The 16,735-nt window shown below is 61.3% G+C and carries 13 protein-coding genes and 1 pseudogene; 8 read left to right on the top strand and 6 right to left on the bottom strand.

What is annotated here, in order from left to right:
• The 8 genes and pseudogenes from Q1A89_RS22395 to Q1A89_RS22360 form a co-directional block, all read left to right on the top strand.
• A pseudogene (locus Q1A89_RS22395) lies at positions 1 to 1,098 on the top strand (hypothetical protein); the annotation flags it as partial.
• 105 nt (positions 1,099 to 1,203) lie between these two features.
• A complete protein-coding gene (locus Q1A89_RS22390) occupies positions 1,204 to 2,748 on the top strand; it encodes a hypothetical protein (protein ID WP_299733807.1) in 1,545 nt (514 codons plus the stop codon).
• 102 nt (positions 2,749 to 2,850) lie between these two features.
• Positions 2,851 to 3,993, top strand: a complete 1,143-nt coding sequence (locus Q1A89_RS22385) for a glycosyltransferase family 2 protein (protein WP_299733806.1) — start codon at positions 2,851 to 2,853, stop codon at positions 3,991 to 3,993.
• Positions 3,994 to 4,030: 37 nt separating this feature from the next.
• Positions 4,031 to 5,143, top strand: a complete 1,113-nt coding sequence (locus tag Q1A89_RS22380) for a glycosyltransferase family 4 protein (RefSeq protein ID WP_299733805.1) — start codon at positions 4,031 to 4,033, stop codon at positions 5,141 to 5,143.
• Positions 5,140 to 6,375, top strand: coding sequence for a glycosyltransferase (locus Q1A89_RS22375; RefSeq protein WP_299733804.1), 1,236 nt, complete (start codon positions 5,140 to 5,142; stop codon positions 6,373 to 6,375). The genes Q1A89_RS22380 and Q1A89_RS22375 overlap by 4 nt, the downstream gene beginning before the upstream one ends.
• Before the next feature lie 116 nt (positions 6,376 to 6,491).
• On the top strand, positions 6,492 to 7,598 hold the full coding sequence (locus Q1A89_RS22370) for a Gfo/Idh/MocA family oxidoreductase (protein WP_299733803.1): 1,107 nt from the start codon (positions 6,492 to 6,494) through the stop codon (positions 7,596 to 7,598).
• A 2-nt stretch (positions 7,599 to 7,600) separates the two neighbouring features.
• Entirely contained in the window at positions 7,601 to 8,476 is an 876-nt protein-coding gene (locus Q1A89_RS22365) for a hypothetical protein (protein ID WP_299733801.1), read from the top strand.
• Between the two features lie 10 nt (positions 8,477 to 8,486).
• Positions 8,487 to 9,266, top strand: coding sequence for a WecB/TagA/CpsF family glycosyltransferase (locus tag Q1A89_RS22360; protein ID WP_299733799.1), 780 nt, complete (start codon positions 8,487 to 8,489; stop codon positions 9,264 to 9,266).
• Here Q1A89_RS22360 and Q1A89_RS22355 read toward each other — a convergent pair.
• From Q1A89_RS22355 to Q1A89_RS22330, 6 genes are all read right to left on the bottom strand, one after another.
• Positions 9,156 to 11,291, bottom strand: a complete 2,136-nt coding sequence (locus Q1A89_RS22355; protein ID WP_299733797.1) for an acyltransferase family protein — start codon at positions 11,289 to 11,291, stop codon at positions 9,156 to 9,158. The two genes, Q1A89_RS22360 and Q1A89_RS22355, sit on opposite strands and share 111 nt — an antisense overlap.
• Positions 11,292 to 11,418: 127 nt before the next feature.
• On the bottom strand, positions 11,419 to 12,438 hold the full coding sequence (locus tag Q1A89_RS22350; RefSeq protein ID WP_299733795.1) for an acyltransferase: 1,020 nt from the start codon (positions 12,436 to 12,438) through the stop codon (positions 11,419 to 11,421).
• A 66-nt stretch (positions 12,439 to 12,504) separates the two neighbouring features.
• Positions 12,505 to 13,344, bottom strand: a complete 840-nt coding sequence (locus tag Q1A89_RS22345) for a 2OG-Fe(II) oxygenase (RefSeq protein ID WP_299733793.1) — start codon at positions 13,342 to 13,344, stop codon at positions 12,505 to 12,507.
• A 105-nt stretch (positions 13,345 to 13,449) separates the two neighbouring features.
• The gene (locus Q1A89_RS22340; RefSeq protein ID WP_299733791.1) at positions 13,450 to 14,325 is read right to left on the bottom strand and encodes an FkbM family methyltransferase; all 876 of its coding nucleotides are present in this window, start codon (positions 14,323 to 14,325) and stop codon (positions 13,450 to 13,452) included.
• A 6-nt stretch (positions 14,326 to 14,331) separates the two neighbouring features.
• Complete coding sequence (locus tag Q1A89_RS22335; protein ID WP_299733788.1) at positions 14,332 to 15,651, bottom strand: nucleotide sugar dehydrogenase; 1,320 nt, start codon at positions 15,649 to 15,651, stop codon at positions 14,332 to 14,334.
• A 94-nt stretch (positions 15,652 to 15,745) separates the two neighbouring features.
• Entirely contained in the window at positions 15,746 to 16,678 is a 933-nt protein-coding gene (locus Q1A89_RS22330; protein WP_299733786.1) for a DUF6492 family protein, read from the bottom strand.
• Between the last annotated feature and the right edge of the window lie 57 nt (positions 16,679 to 16,735).

The raw sequence follows: 16,735 nt of genomic DNA, 5'->3' as shown, positions 1-16,735 counted from the left end.
GCCACCGGGGACGATCTGGCCGAATATCTCAAGCACAACGAGTTCAACACCGACAGCCTGCTGGCCTTTTTCAAGGACGCCTTCGGGGTCGAAACCTACACCGCCTCGGCGGGGACGACCCACAGTTTCGTGCCCGACGTCCTGGGTGGCGGCATCCGGTGGGACAACCGGATCAACTGGGATAGTGAGGTCGTACCGGGCCAGAATGCCCTTGATAGTGTCGATTTGCGCGGCAACTTCGTCAACTATGCGGCCAATTCCACGCTCAAGGACCTTACCTTTGGCGATGGTGGCGAGTTGACCCTGTTCAGTGGCAAACTGACGGTCGAGGGCCAGACCTTTGTCGGCACCGGCATGGCAGAAGTGAACGTCGTGAATGCGGGTCAGTTCTGGACCAATGGCGTGGCCGAGGATGGCAGCCTGGTGGTCGACATCGATGCCGGACGCTTTGCCAATACCGGCGAGATCACGGGCGGTGTGTCCTTTGACGTCTCGGGCGGCGATGCAATTCTCGCCACCGGTGGGGCCTCCACCACGCTGGGAGCCGAAGATACGCTGAACATTGAGGGCACGGACGCCGATGTGGGCTTTGACGGGGACACCGGCGAGACAGCCGTGTTGCGTCTGTCCGAAGGGTCGAACCTGAGCTTTACCGCTGATGAAAACGGGCTTGAGACCATAGAAGAGTTCCGCTCCGGCGCCTTTGGCGATGCACCGAACGTGCAATCGGGGATCAATCTGGGTCTGAGCGATCTGCAGATCGATGTCACGGCCCTGTCGGGTGAGGCCTCTGAACATGTGCTGATCAGCGTGGACGAGCTGATTGGTGGCTTTGGCGGGATCGAGCTGATCGGGCTGGATGCCACACGCGATGCCGAGGTCGTCATCGACTATGAAACAGACACTGTTTCGCTGCGACTGAACGCTGTTGGCGAGGGCACGGGCCTGACCAACGTGACCACGCTGGGCGACGAAAACGACGCCCAGGCCAGTGCCGCCCTGTGGGAAGCGCTGACCAGCGGTCATGGCACCTTTGACGAAACCGCCCCCACCCTGGTCGCGGATGAAGACGAAGTGCTGGAGCTCAACGCGGCCTGAGGCCTGAACATGCTGCTTTAAGGATCGTTTGCAGCACTTCTTGTTCCGTCAGGCGAGGCTTGTTATGCGACGCCCATTGCCAAGCTTATTGATGGGCCGTTTTTGATGAGCGTTATGACGCATTTCTTTCCACCCCCCGCGTCTATGGGAACGGGGCGGGAAAAGGCGGTCACGTGGCGCTTTTTCTGGCCTGTGCTGCTGGTGGGTTTTGCCCTGCGCCTGGTCTTTGCACAGTGGGCCGACCTGCCGCTGCATCCCGACGAGACATATCAGTATCATGAACAGGCCTATCGGCTGGTCCATGGCTATGGGCTGATCCCGTGGGAATACGTGTTTGGCATCCGCTCCTGGCTGATCCCCTTATGTCTGGCAGGGCTGTTGGTGGTGGCCGATGCGCTGGGGCTGGACCAGCCCCATGAATACGCCTTTTTCCTCAAGACGGTCCTGTGCCTGATCAGCCTGTCCCTGCCCATTGCCATGTACCGCCTGACACAAGTGCTGTGGAACGAACAGGCCGCGATCCTGAGCCTGCTGCTGGGCTGTTTCTGGCATCATTTCCTTTATGTCGCACACAAGCCGATGCCGGGCATATTGGCGATGTATGGTCTGCTTTGGCTGGTGTTGTGGATGGTGCGCCCGCAAACGCGCGCGCGCATGTTTGCCTTCGGGCTCATGCTGGGGCTGGTTTTTGCGCTGCGCTACCAGCTGGTGCCGGTGCTGGGACTTTTGTGGTTGATCGCGCTTTACCGACTGCGCGGAGGCGCGCTGGGGCTGATGCTGCTGGGCAACGCGCTGGCATTGATGCTGGCGGGGATGCTCGACTGGGTCTTCTGGGGCGGGTTTTTGTCCTCGTTCATCGACAATTTCCGCCTGAATTTCCTTTATGACATCGCCTCGAACTTCGGCGAGCAGGAGGTGCTGTTCTATGCCAAGCGCCTGATCCTTGAGAGCGGCGGGCTCTTTGCCATCGGTCTGATCGGGGTGGCGCTGCTGTGGGGTCGGATCTGGCCTGTGGCCGTGGCCATGGCGATTGGGGTGCTGGCCTTTCACATCCCGGCCCATAAAGAGCTGCGCTTTGTGCTCTGGATCATGCCGCTGGCGCTGATCGGGGGGGCGGTTCTGGCCAGCTGGCCGGGCCTGCGCGGTGTGCGCGGGTCTGTTGCCGCACCCGTTTTGCTGTGCCTTTGGGCCGGGGTGGTGACGGTCGGGTTTTCGGCGCGCTATCTCGGGGTTGTGCCCTGGCAGACCCCCTTGCGGGATGGGGCGGCGGTGATGCATGCGCTTGGGCGCACGCCGGATGTGACCGGGGTTGCGTTCCAAACGCCGTCTTTGCCGTGGTGGCACACGCCGGGCTATTATGCCCTTGGCAAACCTGTGCCGCTGTACCTTTGGGGCTGGGACCCGGACCTGGCGGAGGCCACGCAGTGGGCGCGATCTTCTCATATCGTCACTGAGGCAGGCGGGGCGGCGCCTGACGGCTACAGCCAGATCAGCCGTCATGGCACCTTTACCTTGTGGCAAAGCGAGACGCCCAAGGACGCAGTCGGCCTTGAGGGTTTCCCGCTCAAAACACCTCTCTACCCGGCCCCGATTCCGTCCGATTACCAGACAATCGGACAACGCACCCCGTTGATGTTAGAGGGTTGGTGACATGAACCTGCCTAGCATCACCTCCAAGCGGCCCTTGTTTCGCCATAAAAATCACGACACAGGCAGCATAGATATTTTGAACTCCACGAGCCTTTCTTCCTTATGACCCAGACCCTGGCCTCTTCCCTTTCTGAATTTGCAGATATCCGGTTTACCACCGGCATTTCGATCATCATCCCGACCTATAAAGAGGTCGAGAATATTCCCCATATTCTGGAGCGTATCGACCAGCTGCGCCGCGCCCATGATCTGACGCTTGAGGTGCTGTTTCTGGATGACAACAGCCAGGATGGCAGTGCCGAAGCGGTGGCAGCGGCGGGCTATGACTGGGCGCGCATCATCGTGCGCACCAAAGACCGCGGGCTGAGCCCGGCGGTGATCGACGGCTTTGCCGCGGCGCAATACCCGGTGCTGGTGTGCATGGATTGCGACCTCAGCCATCCGCCCGAAAAGGTGCCGCAGATGATCCTGGCCCTGAACACTGGCCAGCAGATGGTGATTGGCTCGCGCTATGTGCCGGGGGCCTCGACGGATGACGACTGGGGATTTCTGCGCTGGCTCAATTCGGTGGTGGCCACGCTGCTGGCGCGGCCCCTGACCTCGGTACGCGACCCTATGTCGGGCTTTTTTGCCATGCGCAAAGGCGATTTCGACAGCGTGAACGACCTCAACCCGGTGGGCTACAAGATCGCGCTGGAGCTGGTTGTGAAATGCGGGTTCGAAAACGTCGGCGAGGTGCCGATCCATTTCACCGACCGCATACATGGCGAAAGCAAGCTGACCTTCAAGGAGCAGCTCAAGTATATCAAACACCTGCGCAGGCTCTATCTGCACCGTTTTGCCAATGCGATGTATCTGGCGCAGTTCCTGGTGGTTGGCGCCTCGGGCGTGGTGGTCAACCTTGCGGTGCTCAGCCTGCTGCTCGTGATGGGCCTGCCTGAAACGGTCTGTCTGGCCGGCGGGATCGGGGTCAGCGTGCTGACGAATTTCCTGCTCAATCGCCGCTTTACCTTTTCCTATGCGCGCCATGGGCACTTAGGCAAACAGTTCCTCGGCTTTCTCGGGGCCTCGGCCGTGGGGGCAGGGGTCAGCTTTGTCATGTCGGTCTTTCTGCGCAGCCAGATCACCGACGGGCTCAGCTATGGCTTGCATCTTGCGGCCCTCGGGGGCATCGCGTCGGGCATGATCTTCAACTATCTCGGGAACCGGTTTCTGGTCTTTCGCAAGACGCACATTCGCAAATGACGTGTCTGCGGGGGCCATTGTGCACTGAAGGCGGCTTATGAGGATAACCTTTCTTCATCCCACGGTGAACCTGTCCGGCGGTATCCGGGTGGTGGCAACCCATGCGCAGGCGCTGGCCGCGCGCGGGCACGAGGTGCAGCATTTTTCCGTGGCCCCACGCCGCCCCGGGGCGGTGCATCAGCTCAAGTCCCTGCTGCATGGTCGGGGCCTGATCCCCTGGAGCGGGGATATGCCGCCCTCGCATCTGGATGGAACGGGGGTGGCCCATACCATGCTGGACACCCCCACCATCACCGCCGATCAACTGCCCGATGCGGATGTGGTGGTGGCCACGTGGTGGGAAACCGCGGAATGGGTTGCAGCGCTGCCGGCCTCAAAGGGGGCCAAGGCCTATCTGCTGCAGGATTACGAAATGTTCGACCACCTGCCCCGCGACCGGGTGGCGGCGACCTTTCAGGCCCCTCTGCACCGCATTGCGGTCTCGGATTATATCCGGCGCATGCTGCGGGATCATCACGGAGTAGAAGGCATTGATCTGGTGCCCAATGCGGTCGATCTGGATCATTTCACAGCGCCCGAGCGGTCCAAGACGGACGGGCTGACCGTTGGCGTGGTCTATACCGAACGCCCGCGCAAGAATATCGGGCTGGCCATCGCGGCCCTGAGCGAGGCGCGTACGCGCCTGCCGCATCTGCAGGCCGTCGCCTTTGGCTCGCTTGCCCCGGTAGCGGATCTGGCGCTGCCATCCTGGGTGCGCTATCACCGCGCGCCCTCCGAACAGGACATTCCGGGGATCTATGCCAGCGCGGATGTGTGGCTTTTTACCAGTGATAGTGAAGGTTTCGGCCTGCCGCTGCTGGAAGCCATGGCCTGCCGCACCCCGGTGATCGCCACTGCCGCCGGGGCCGCGCCCGAGCTGATCAACGCCCGCAACGGGATGCTTGTGCCATCGGATGCCACTGCCTTTGCCGATGCCCTGCAGCGGTTCGAGGCGATGCCAAAGGACGCGTGGGCCGGGTTCTCGCAGGCCGCTTATGACACCGTGCACGGTTATACCTGGGAGGATGCCGCGGACCTGTTCGAGGCCGCCTTGCAGCGCGCCGTGACACAGGCCCCATCCCCGTCCGTCACCGCAGGGCCCGTCGCATGATTGACGCCCCTTACACGCTGTTCACGCGCATCCCGCTGTATGCGGATGCGGACGGGGCGGTCCATGCGGATGATCTGTGGGCCAAGGACCTGGCCTGCCATCTGACCTATATTCAGGATTTCCGCATCTGTTGCCCGCTTTTGCCAATGGCTGCGTGCCCGGACAATGCGGTTGTGGTAACCGGGCTCAGTCAGGCTCAGGTCATTCCGGTGGCCCGCGATCGCGGCTGGCTGTCGGTCCTGCGCAACCTCGTGCCGAACTTTCTGCAAGTGCGCCGGGCGGTAAAACACAGCCGGATCGTGCATTCCGGCGGGGCAGGCTGGGCCTTTCCGCTGTCTTATTACGTGTTGTTGCTGCGCCCGTTCCTGACCTTTCAGTGGATCATGGTGATCGAATCTTCGTTCTGGATGAAGCCGGATCGCGGGCCTGTCAGCCTGCGCCAGAGACTGTCGCACATGCTCCACAGCCGTCTGGTGCGGGCCTGCGTGCGGGCGGCGGATGCCCATATCTTTACCCAAAGCTGGTATCGCGACCTGTTTCTGCCCCCCGAAGTGCCGGCCCATGTGGCCCCGGCCGTGTGGATCGATGCCGAGGATATTCTGGACACAGAGGCCCACGCCGCACGACAACCCAAGCGCAGCGACGGTCCCGCCCGGCTGATCTTTCCCGCGCGTCTGGTGCCTGAAAAGGGCGTAGAGACTGTTTTAAAGGCAATTGAGGCGTTCGAACGCCGCCATGAGGGACAGGATATTCCCGCACCGCTGTTGCAGGTCGATCTGATGGGGGCGGGTGCCTTGGCCGCGATGTGCCGCAACTTTGCCGACCAGCCGCGCCGCGCGGTGCAGGTGCGGTTTCTCGAACAGGTGGCCTATGGGCCGCCCTTCTTTGAGTTGATCGGTGAGTACGAGGCCCTGCTGGTGGCCAACCAGCAGCCCGAACAGCCGCGCATCATCTTTGACGCCTTCAGCCAGGCCTTGCCTGTTATTGCCACCCGCACGCCGGGGATCGAAACCTGTCTGGAGCAGGATCGCACCGGGTGGCTCTTTGATGTCGACGACAGTGCAGCATTGGCTGATCTTTTCGAGCGTGCGATTGCGCAGCCCCAGGTTTTGGCGGATATGGGGGCGTGGGCCTGCGACGCGGTGTCGACGTGGACCCATGCCCGTATGCATCAGAACAGAGAAGTCTTTTTGAAAACGCGTCTCAATCTTGCCGCACAGGAAAACTGTTGATCGGATGCCAAGAAATTACCTGATTTTCACTTTAGGCCCCGATGACATCATCACGCCCGACCTGTGCCATGGTCCGGTGTCACGAGGCCCTGAGCACAGAACAATAATGGAAACCCATGTCTAAACCTGTTCGCATCGCTGTTGTCGGTCTTGGCAAAATGGGGCTGTCCCATTTCTCGCTGGTCCACGCCCATCCCGATACCGAAACCCTGGCCTGTGATGCGTCCGGGTTCATGGTCGATGTGCTGTCCAAGAACACGCCCGCGACCTTTCACAAGGATTACGACCGCATGCTGGCCGAAGAGGCGCTGGATGCGGTGGTGATCGCCACGCCCAGCCGGGCCCATGCCCCGATGGTGCGTGCCGCCCTCGAAAAGGGCATCCATGTCTTTTGTGAAAAGCCGTTTTGCCTCGATTGGCAGGACGCCGTGGCGCTGGCGGATCTGGCCGAACAAAAGGGGCTGATCAATCAGGTCGGCTATCACTATCGCCATGTGGGCGCCTTCCAAGAGATGAAGCGCATCATCGACAGCGGCGCGCTTGGGCGCATCACCCATGTGATGGCCGAGGCCTATGGCCCCGTGGTCCTGCGCCCCAAACGTCAAAGCTGGCGCACCACCAAATCCGAAGGCGGCGGGTGCCTTTATGATTATGCCGCCCACCCGCTGAACCTGCTCAACTGGTTCTTTGGGGTGCCTGCACAGGTGACCGGGTCGGTGCTGACCTCGATCTTTTCCGAAGGCACCGATGACGAGGTGATGTCGACCTTGCGGTTTGAAAACGGGCCCACGGCGCAATTGTCGGTGAACTGGTCTGATGAAAGCCACCGCAAGATGTCGACCAAGATTTCGATGATCGGCACCAATGGCCGCATCTTTGCCGACCGGCAGGAATGCCAGTTGTATTTGCGCGCGCCCTCGGAGGCGCTGCCGCAATATTCCAAGGGCTGGAACGTCAAATACACCACCGAACTCACGCAAGAGAGCTGGTTCTATCTGCGCGGCGAGGAATATTCCAACCAGATCGACGATTTCATCTCAGCCGTGCGCGACGCCAAAACCCGCGCAACAGAGAATGATTTCCGCTCGGCGGCGGCCACGGATCAGAGCATCGCGATGATCCTGGAAAACAGCGACACCGGCATTCCCGTGGGCGAGGCCCCCAGGGTCAGCCCCGTTGCCACCCCCCAGAAACGCAGCTGGTTTGGCCGCGCAGGAGCATGACGATGGATAAACTTCTGTTCGGCGACAACCAGTTCTTTGGCATCAACCACATGTCCGAGGAAAAGGCCCGCGCGCAAGCGATGCGGTTTCAGGACACGTCGGCCATCATGGATGTGCTCGACATCGCCTATGATGCGGGCATTCGCAGTTTCATGTGCACCACCCACGATCGCATCGCCGAGATCGCGCAGATCGTGCGTGACAACCCGGACCGCTATGCCGATTTCCAGTTCTACCCCTGCATGCCTTATGCCCACAAATACGCCAATGCCGTGACCGATCACGGCATGATCGGTGCGGTGCAGCATTTCATGCCCGAGGGGGGTTTGCTCAAAACCGCGCTCAAGGGCGGGGCGGCGCTGGCCACCAAGGATGTGGACGGGATCGCCAAGATCCTGATCGATGCCGAGATGAAGATGTTTGCAGGCCTCAAGACGCCGGTGATCTTCATGCAGAACGTGTTCACCGACCTGCTGCTTGGCATGGGGTTCACCGGCGCGCTGAAGGTGTTTCACGACCATATCCTTGAGACCTATGACGCCGAGCCGGCCTTTATCACCATGAACATGCCGATGCTGGTCGAGGCCCTTGAGGCCGAGGGGATCACCAACCCTATCGTGTGTTCCAACATCAACAAGATCGGGTTCCGGATGTGCGGCGGGCTTGAGGCCTATACCGACATGATGGCATCTGGCCGGGTGCGCGCGATTGCGATGTCGGTCTATGCCTCGGGGGCTATCCCTCCGGCCGAGGCCATCGAATGGGTGTCGGGCCTGCCGGGCCTGAAATCCATCGTCTTTGGCGCCTCAAGCCGGGGCAACATCATCGGCACCCGCGATCTGGTGGCCCAGCATATGGGTGGACTGCAACATGCCTGACGGAAGCAACATGACCAAAGCCAACGCCTCGATCAAAACTGCGCCCCGCGTCAGGATGCTCAACGCCTATGTCCACGATATCTCGATGGACGAGCTGGTGGCCGACTTTGACGAAGGGCTGTTGCTGACGCTGCATGTGGACATGGCCATGAAACTGCAGCAGGACCCCGAATTTCACGCCATCATCGACCAGTTCGACGTGATCACCTGTGACAGCCAGATCATGTATTTCGCCACCAAGTTCCTGGGCACTCCGGTGCAGGAGCGGGTGTCGGGGTCGGATTACTTCCCCAGGTTCTACATGCACCACAAGGACAATCCCGACATGACCCTGTTCATGCTGGGCGGCAAGCCGGGGATCGCCGAACGCGCGCAAAAGAACGTCAATGCCAAGGTGGGGCGCGACTTTATCGTGGGCACCTATGCGCCCTCGTTTGATTTCGAAAACACGCCGGGCGAGATCGACGCGATGATCGATGCGGTCAATGCCTCGGGCGCGACGGCCCTGCTGGTGGGGCTCGGCGGCGGGCGGCAGGAAAAGTTCATCATCAAGTACCGCGACCGGATGCCGGGGGTAAAGCTGTGGCTGCCTCTGGGCGGGACCATCGATTACGAAAGCGGTACCTTTGAACGTCCACCCAAGTGGATCACCGAGTCCGGGTTCGAGTGGCTTTATCGCCTAGTCAAGGAACCACGTGCCCGTTTCCATCGCTATGTCGTGCACGAGCCCCCGTTCCTGTGGGCGATACTCAAGCAGCGGCTGGGGTGGTATCGCGACCCGTTCGGGTAGGGCTTCGGCTGTCAGGGTCGGGCGCGGCGTGATGTGGCGCGCGATCTCGGGTGCGATATAGGACGCCCCATAATTCGACAGGTGATCGTCGTCGTAATAGAACGCCTTTTGATCAAGCGCGCCCACGCATCTTCCCGCGATAAAGGTGTCACACAGGATCGCGTCCGGTTTCACCCGGAACAGGTTGGGGTGATCCGGGATCGCATCGAAATTGGCAATCACGCTGTGATTGCGCGCCTTGAAACTGTCATGGCTGACCGACAGGTCGATCTCCTGCCCCGAGAAAAACAGGGTCTTGGCCACAAAGGCAGGCACGTCCCAGCCCTGTTCGGGCACCGGGTACAGCAGGATCACCTTTTTCCCAGCCGCCAGCAGGTCGGTGACTTGCCGCGCATAAAGGCGCAGCACATCTGCGCGCCGCTCGGCCTCGGGGTAGGGGCCGGGGGCGCGGTCGCTCAGCCCTGCGGGGTAGTAGGTGTCATGTTCCACCCCACCTTCGCCATTGTCATAGCCGTCGCCTTCGAAATAGATGGTGAACCGTCCGGTCAGCACGACATATTCAAGGGCCGGGTCCGCATAGACGGCGGCAAAGGCATCCGCGTTGAACCCCGCGCAGCGATAGTCATTCTTGTGGGTCAGCACATGCAGCCCTTCGATGGGCGGGCAGCCATTGTACCACATGTGTTTGAGGCCCACGTTTTGCGCATCAAGTACGGTATGCAGCGGATAGGCCACCGCGTCGGAATGGGAATCCCCCATCAACACGCCGCGTATGTCGTCCCTGTTCCCCAAAATGCAGGCATTATCAGGCTCTACATAGTGGTTTGGACCTGAAAAACACCTCGCCCGGAACGGGTTGTCGTCATGGGTGAAGGCGGCGAGTGCCGCGACCTGATCGGGGATGCGCGGCCCCTTGAAGCCGTCGCTGTGATAGCCCGCCGCGCCCACCAGAATGCAGGCGGCCATGCCGGTTGCGCTCAGGCGGAACACGGCGGCGCGTCCGATCTGCCGGGGCGCGCGAAACGGCGCCTCGATATAGCGCCAGCTGAGCCAGGCCAGACCAATCGTCACCGCACACAGCGCCAGCATCGTGCCCTCGGACAGGGGCGTGAGGTTGCGATAGCGCGCAAAGACAAAGAGCGGCTGGTGCCAGAGATAGGCGCTGTAGCTGATCAGCCCCAGCCCTACGATCCATTTGAAGCTGAGCAGGTGGTGAACCAGCGTGCCCCGCGTGGCAAAAAGGATGATCAGCGCCGTGCCCAGCGTGGGCAGCAGCGCATAAAGGCCCGGCCAGGGCGTTGTGGTGTCATAGGCAAAAACCGCGAATGAGATGCACCCCAGCCCAAGGGCCGCGGCCCCCTGATGCAGCGCCGCAGGCAGGGGGATGCGACCGCGTTGCAGGTAAAAGGCGCAGAAACTGCCCATCAACAGCTCCCAGGCGCGGGTGGGCAAGAGGTAAAAGGCAGAACTGGGCTTGTGATAGGCCCCCCATTGGGCAAGCGCGAGGCTGAGCACAAAGACGGCAATCAGAACCCCCAGCATGTTCCGCCGCCCCCAGCGCCACAGCACGTAAAGGGCGGGGGGGAAGAAGATATAGAACTGCTCCTCAACCGCGAGGCTCCAGGTGTGCAAAAGCGGCTTGAGCTCGGCTGCCGTGTCGAAATAGCCCGCCTCTTTCCAGAACAGGATGTTGGAGGAAAACAGCGCCGTGGCGGCAAGGCTTTCGGAGAAATCGAGCATGTCCTTGGGCATCAGCGTGACCCAGGCGATGGCGGCTGAGACCGCCAGAACCACGAAAAGTGCAGGCAGGATGCGCCGCGCGCGCCGCTCGTAAAACTGCATCAGGCTGAAGCGCCCGGCATCGATGTCGGTGATCAGGATCGTGGTGATCAGATAGCCGCTGATCACAAAGAACACATCGACCCCGACAAAGCCGCCGCTGAAAATGGAAAACCCTGCATGAAACAGGATGACCGGGGCCACGGCAATGGCGCGCAGGCCATCTATTTCAGCACGGTATTTCACGCTTTGCATTCCATCCGATGTCGATGCCCCAGGCGCCGACCCATGGGCGGCAACAGGGCCTTTGCATCGGAAAATGCGGGCTTATGGTTAACTAAGGTTTAAAGACGGGGAAAAGGCGCAGGCCGGCTCAGAACCCAAGGGCGCGGGACAGGCCCCGGCGTTGGGCCAGTGCAAAGACGATCAGTGGCCCCGCGACACCGATGGCAACACTCAGCACCATGTGCAGGGTGATATCCGTCACACCGATCAGCAGCAGCACCTCGCGCAGGGCCGCCGAAAAGAACGTGTGCAGCAAAAAGATCGCCATGGTCGCCCGCCCCATGCGGGACAAAAGGGCATGGAGGGGGCGTGGCAACCGGTGACTGCCCGCACAGAGAAAGACCATCAGCAGACTCATCCCCAGGGAAAACAGGATCGACGGAATATGGCCGGTGATCGAGACCGAGATCACAAGGCCAAAGCCGATCAGCAGGGCGATGCCCGCCACAAGGGGCAGGGGGCCGGTTTGCGGAATGCGGTTGAGATGATCCCCCAGGGCGATCCCGGCAATGAAATAGGGCAGCATCACCATCGCCCCTCCGACCCAGGGCCAGGACCCGTCAGGCAGCATGAAGACAAGCTCCGACAGCCAGATGCTGGCGAGGAAAAGCAGTCCCAAAACAGGGAGTTTCCGCTCTGGCCGGGTGCGCAACGGGCGCAGGGCGTAAAGCGCAAGCTGCATCAGCAGCAAGGCCCACAGGAACCAGAAATGCCACCGGCCCGGGATCGGCAGCACCCACAGATCATCCAGCGTCGCAGGGGTGTTCGCCAAGGGGCCTGCCGCCAGCTTGACCAGCACAAAGACATAGGTCCACAACAGGATCGGATAGAGCAGGCGCATGAGCTTGGTGGTGACAAACACACCCGGCGCTGCACTGAGACCGCGCATGTAGAAAAGCCCGGAAATCATGAAGAACAGCGGCATGTGAAAACTGTAGATGCCGCGATCGAGACCGGAAAACGTGGCCTCGTCCAGCAGATCGGCCCCGAACAACCCGCGCCAGCTGTGCCCGATCACCACCAGCAGAATGGCCGCCCCGCGCAGCACGTCGACCCACTCAAGGCGCGCCGCGGCCGAGCTGTCAGTCTGGAGGGAGGTGGAAACCATGTTCAGTGCATCTGACCGGTGTGGTGTGAAAACAAGTTGGGGCCGCGATCGGCCGGGCGGGCCCGCCTAGAACCCGATGTGGCGCAGCTTGCCCCCGATCTTGCGATAGAGCGCCGGGGGCAACACATCCTGGATAAAGGCGCGCCGCGCGATCACCTTGTCGGCCTGATCCACCGAGCCGGGGCGGGGCTTGAACAGGGTGGTGTGTTCCTTGCGCGTGTCGTCCCATGTGGCGGTGTAGTAATAAAGCGCGATGGACTGGCGCGGCTCGCCCTTGGGGTGATTGACCGGTTCGGGATTGCCATGGAACGTGTCCGACCCGGTCGAGAAACAGACCATGCGATTGAAGGTGGGTACAAAGCTCGCCATTTTCTGCGTCATCTGCTTGTCCCAGATTTCAAAGGACCCGCCCCAGTCTTCCTGCCAGTCGCGGTTGAGATAGATCAGCACGTTCAGGCGCCGCTCGACCCGCATCTGCTTGTGCACGTTGAAATCGGCATGGATGTCCAGATGCCCGCCATTCAGTGTCCGGTGGATGCCCGCCCCGTTGAAATAGGGATCGGGGATCAGGTTATCGATGCCGGTCATCTCCTGCAGGAACAGCAGGAAGGGGCGCGAGTTCAGCGCGTAAAACAGGTTCTTGGTATAGGTCGGCAGACGCTCGGGAATGTAGGAGGATTTGAGGTTCTCCTGCGCGCGGCTGAAGCTGGCCTCGGCGTCCGGCAGGGTCGCAATGTCCTTGATCACGCCGTTGATCACATCCTCGGGCAGAAAGTTGTCGATGCAGATGTGATGATAGGGTTCGCCGCTTTGATATTTTTCCGCATAGCTTGCACCCAGTGACTTGGCCGTGGCCGTGTCGGTCAGCAGCGTTTCGGGATCAATGGTGTAGGCGAAGGAGGTCATCACAATATCCTTTCAGAATGCGTGCCGCACCATACCCGCATTTGCGGCAGGGTGGGGGCGATATGGGGTTCGTCTTCAAAATGCGGTTCAACTGTGCGCCCGGGATCACAGGTCAAGCGCGGCGCGCACCGCAGCCCCTGCATCGCGGGACACCGCCACATAATCATGGGCGGGCAGACCCGCGGACAAGGGTGACAATGCGACCCTGAACAGGCGTTTTGGTAAGGCAAAGAGATCATAGTCCAAATCGAGCAGGGCCTGCAGCGCAGGCGACAGGCCCGTGACGGGATCGGGGCTGTTTTCCTCAAAGACAATGACCTTGGGCCGGGTCCTGCTCAGCAGATCGCGCGCGCCTTCGATCACCTGCGCTTCAAAGCCTTCGACATCCATCTTGATGAAATCGATCCGGGTCAGCCCGATCTCGGCAGCATAGTCATCCAGGGCGCGCACCGGCACCTTGACCAGTTCGACCCCCGGACGGGCAGCCATCTGCTGCGTGAGTGAGGCCGAGCCTGCATTGTGGCCGGGCACGGCCAGTTCCAGCGTCGCCGTTTCGGTGCCCAGACCGATGGGATGCAGCGTGATCGGGGTGCCGGGATTGAGCGCCAGCGTGCGGCGAAAGTAATCCTGCATGCGCGGTTGGGGATCAAAGGCATGGACATGGCCCTGCGCGCCGACACGAGCCGCAAGGCGCAGGCTGACCAGCCCGAGATTGCTGCCGATATCCAGCGTCACGTCGCCAGGCTGGACAACCCGGTCGATGACCCAGGACACCTTGGGGTCCAGATCGCCCACATAGCGCATCGCGCGCCCGACATAATCCCCCGAGGGCACAACGGCCTTGCCTCCCACCAGCGACACTTCGGCATCCGACCCCCCTGCGGGGTCCAGCCAGCGGAAAAAGGCGGCATTGGCCAGCGGTCCGCAGCCCGATTTCAGCGGGTAAAGACGACCCATGCGGCGGGCAAGAGGCTCGATCATGCGCTTTTAGACCTTTGTCACTGTGTCCATCGCCAGCCCGCGGCGGGCGATGGCGTTGCGGGTGTCCACTACCGGGCAGCTAAGCGTCAGCAATTGCGGGTAATCCACCGCGTCATGATCCGTCGCGATCAGCACCGCGTCATACTGACCGGCCTCCAACGTGGCGGGGTCCGTGGCGGGGCGGGCGAGAAACTGTTTGTATTCGCGCATGGGCGGGATTTCAGGCACATGCGGGTCGATGAAATCGACCTGGCTGCCCGCGTCATCGAGCAATTCCAGCAGCTTCATCGACGGGCTTTCGCGCATGTCAGAGACGTTTTTCTTGTAGGCCACCCCCACCAGCAGGATGCGCGCCTGGCTCAGCCCCTTGCCGGAGGTGCGGTCCACGATCTCGCGCAGGCGCGCGACCACATGCTGGGGCATGTCGGTGTTGATCTCACCGGCCAGTTCGATGAACCGCGTCGGCACGCCATGTTCGCGCGCCTTCCAGGTCAAATAAAACGGATCGATCGGAATGCAGTGTCCGCCCAGACCGGGACCGGGATAGAACGGCATGTAGCCAAAGGGCTTGGTGGCAGCCCCGTCGATGACATCCCAGACGTCGATATCCATCTTGTCGTAGATCAGCTTGAGCTCGTTCACGAGGGCGATGTTGACGGCGCGAAAGATGTTTTCGGTGATCTTGACCGCTTCGGCGGTTTGCGTGGTGGGCACACGCACCACCTCGTCCACGATATTGGCATAAAGGGCTTCGACCAGATCACCTGCCATCTCGCCTGAGCCTGCCACGATCTTGGGGATCGAGCGGGTGTTGAAATGGGCGTTGCCCGGGTCTTCGCGCTCGGGTGAAAAGCCAAGGAAGATCTCGCGGCCCAGTTCCAGACCGGAGGAGGCAAGGATCGGGCCCAGCACCTCTTCGGTGGTGCCGGGGAAGGTGGTGGATTCCAGCACCACCAGCGTGTCTGCGGTGATGTATTTGGCAATCTTGGCGGTGGTGTCCTCGACATAAGAGAGGTCCGGTTCGCGTTGTTTGGTCAGCGGGGTCGGCACGCAGATGATGATCACCTGACACTCGGCCATGCGCGCGAAATCCGTGGTCCACTCAAACCGCCCGGTGGGGGCAAGCTCGGCCAGTGCCTCGCTGCTGACCGCGCCGATATAGCTGTCGGCGGCATCGAGGCGATCCATTTTCGAGGTGTCGACGTCAAAGCCCGTCACGGGGAAGCCGCGCTGTGCGGCCGTCACCGCCAGCGGCAGGCCGACATACCCCAGTCCCACGACGCCGATCCGGGCTTTGTAATTGGAAATATCGTCCTTGATCGACATCCGTCTTCCTTCAAAAATTGCTCTTGGCCGCCTTATAGGGTGCGGGATGCCATGGGGCAGCTACTGTTTCAATGCGTCATGTGTGTGATGGAAATCAGGCAGAGTCCGGACGTGTCATTTCTTTCTCGGCGCGCTGGTAAAGTGCCGCGCGTTCGGCCACGTCCAGCTTGTGGGTGGACTGGATCGCCATGGCGCAGTGCTTGGGCTGCAGGCGCGCGCGCAGGGAATCGAAATCCACCGCCTCGCTTTCATCTGACGGCCAGTAGGAATTGCAGAACGACACATCCTCGGGGGCCAGCAGGTCGGGGGCGGCCAGAAAATCGGCAAAGATGCCGTAGATGTAATATTCCGACATGGTGTCGGCGGCAAAGATCACCTCGTGCAGCGGGCGGTCATGCACCTGTTCGATCCGCTCGACCATGGCATGGGTGACCGCACTGCTCCAGAGCACGCAATTCTCGATATAGTGGCCCAGATGGTGATCCGGCACCGGCACGTCGAGAAAGCGGCACGACGAGGCGACCCAGGGCTTGTGCCTGGGGTTCTTGGTTTCGCCCTCGGCCTTGAAGAAACGCACCTTGTCCCCTTTGAACGCGTCCTCGTGCTGCAGGACGCGGAAAAAGCTCACATCGCTGTCGATATGCATGGTCGCGTCCTCTTCGGCGCGGCGCGACATTTCGATCTTGATCAGCTGTTGCAGCATCCAGCCACGCACCACCGCATTTGACGGCGTCAGATAGACCGGGCGGCGCAGCCCGGCCTTGAGAAAGGCGAAATGGCGCAGCCACGTGGGCAGCTTGCGCAGCCGGACCGGCATGATGTCTTCCTGTGCGATGATCTCGCGCTGCGCCGTGCGGTAAGGGGCAAACTGCTTGAGGTCGGCGCCGGGCACGACCACGTAATGGCGGATGTCATCAGCAACATGCTCATCAACCGAGCGCGCCAGCAGCGCAAAAAGGTCGATATCCGTCGCCATCGAACAGGTCAGCAGACCAACACGCCGGCTGGAGGGGGAGGGGGCGTTCAAATCGTTCTCCGTCTGGTACATGGGGGGCGGTTTGAACGAAAAACCGGAGAGTTTTTC

This window comes from uncultured Tateyamaria sp. (assembly GCF_947503045.1).
Lineage (GTDB): Bacteria > Pseudomonadota > Alphaproteobacteria > Rhodobacterales > Rhodobacteraceae > Tateyamaria.
This window is presented reverse-complemented; position numbering and strand designations above follow the sequence as displayed.

What these genes read in the sequence shown, in the direction of transcription:
- Q1A89_RS22390 (WP_299733807.1), top strand. Translation starts at nt 1,204, where the DNA reads ATGAGCGTTATGACGCATTTCTTTCCACCCCCCGCGTCTATGGGAACG.
- Q1A89_RS22385 (WP_299733806.1), top strand. Translation starts at nt 2,851, where the DNA reads ATGACCCAGACCCTGGCCTCTTCCCTTTCTGAATTTGCAGATATCCGG.
- Q1A89_RS22380 (WP_299733805.1), top strand. Translation starts at nt 4,031, where the DNA reads ATGAGGATAACCTTTCTTCATCCCACGGTGAACCTGTCCGGCGGTATC.
- Q1A89_RS22375 (WP_299733804.1), top strand. Translation starts at nt 5,140, where the DNA reads ATGATTGACGCCCCTTACACGCTGTTCACGCGCATCCCGCTGTATGCG.
- Q1A89_RS22370 (WP_299733803.1), top strand. Translation starts at nt 6,492, where the DNA reads ATGTCTAAACCTGTTCGCATCGCTGTTGTCGGTCTTGGCAAAATGGGG.
- Q1A89_RS22365 (WP_299733801.1), top strand. Translation starts at nt 7,601, where the DNA reads ATGGATAAACTTCTGTTCGGCGACAACCAGTTCTTTGGCATCAACCAC.
- Q1A89_RS22360 (WP_299733799.1), top strand. Translation starts at nt 8,487, where the DNA reads ATGACCAAAGCCAACGCCTCGATCAAAACTGCGCCCCGCGTCAGGATG.
- Q1A89_RS22350 (WP_299733795.1), bottom strand. Translation starts at nt 12,438, where the DNA reads ATGGTTTCCACCTCCCTCCAGACTGACAGCTCGGCCGCGGCGCGCCTT.
- Q1A89_RS22345 (WP_299733793.1), bottom strand. Translation starts at nt 13,344, where the DNA reads ATGACCTCCTTCGCCTACACCATTGATCCCGAAACGCTGCTGACCGAC.
- Q1A89_RS22340 (WP_299733791.1), bottom strand. Translation starts at nt 14,325, where the DNA reads ATGATCGAGCCTCTTGCCCGCCGCATGGGTCGTCTTTACCCGCTGAAA.
- Q1A89_RS22335 (WP_299733788.1), bottom strand. Translation starts at nt 15,651, where the DNA reads ATGTCGATCAAGGACGATATTTCCAATTACAAAGCCCGGATCGGCGTC.